The 1,057-nt window shown below is 43.0% G+C and carries 1 pseudogene; it reads right to left on the bottom strand.

What is annotated here, in order from left to right:
* Nucleotides 1-56 precede the first annotated feature (56 nt).
* Nucleotides 57-977: pseudogene (locus AB4209_RS22350) on the bottom strand (IS5 family transposase).
* Between the last annotated feature and the right edge of the window lie 80 nt (nt 978-1,057).

Below are 1,057 nucleotides of genomic sequence, written 5' to 3'. Positions count from 1 at the left end.
GATGGGCTTTGTTTCCTAATTGGATCTCAGATAGAAACGGCCAGTATGGGTGATTATTAGGCTATTTCTATCGTTTTAGGCATACCTAACCCTGTGAGCTTATTCAACGCTTTAATCATGGCGTAGGTTTCACCAACCTGAGCATTATAGTTTCTTAAACTTAATCGCCCACCAAACAGTGTCTTTACACGGAACATAGCCGTCTCTGAAAGTGACCGTTTATGGTAACCGTACTTCTTTTTCCAATGTTTATTTGAGCCGTATAATTTCTGGCAAGCTACCGCCAGATTACGGGGGTGACCTCGTAACCAAAAAGCAGCACCTTCTCTCGGTGGAATAAGTGGAACAGCTTGTTTAATACGTATTGCTTCGTAGCATTGTCTTGTATCGTAAGCTCCATCACCAGATATCTCATTGATTCTACGACGAGTTTAATTCAGTAAATTAGGAAGAGCTTCACCGTCAGTGACATTCGATAAACTTAACTCAGCCGCAATGATTTCATGAGTGCCAGTGTCTACGGCTAAATGGAGCTTACGCCAAACTCGACGCTTCCCGTCAGTACCATGTTTTTTTACTTTCCATTCACCTTCACCGTAGACCTTTAGCCCTGTTGCATCAATGGCTAAATGCTGTATTGCGCCTCGGGTCTTTGTCTTGAATGACACATTAACCGTTTTGGCTCGTTTACTGATGCATGAATAATGAGGACATGACAACGGGAGTTGAGCGAGTTTGAAAACAGAATCGATGAATCCTTGTAACGCTCTCAACGGCATCGCGAATACTCGTTTAACCATGAGGGCGGTCGTAATGGCTAAGTCACTAAACAATCGAGGTCGACCTCGTTTACCTTGCTTGAGTTGCTTCCACTGTTGAATCGCTTCCTCATCAATCCAGAATGTCAGTGAACCACGATTGATTAGGGCTTGGTTATATTGTTTCCAGTTAGTTGTTCTGTAGCGAGGCTTTGGCATTGCTCTAAGTATGTGAGTGAACTTAGATGATCTGATCGTAGCTTTAAGCATTAGTTCCCTGATTTAGGAAACAAAGCCTC

It is taken from the genome of Vibrio sp. 10N.286.48.C11 (assembly GCF_041469805.1).
GTDB lineage: Bacteria > Pseudomonadota > Gammaproteobacteria > Enterobacterales > Vibrionaceae > Vibrio > Vibrio crassostreae_C.
The sequence above is the reverse complement of the archived record's forward strand: the minus strand, read 5'-3'. Positions and strand labels throughout refer to the sequence as shown.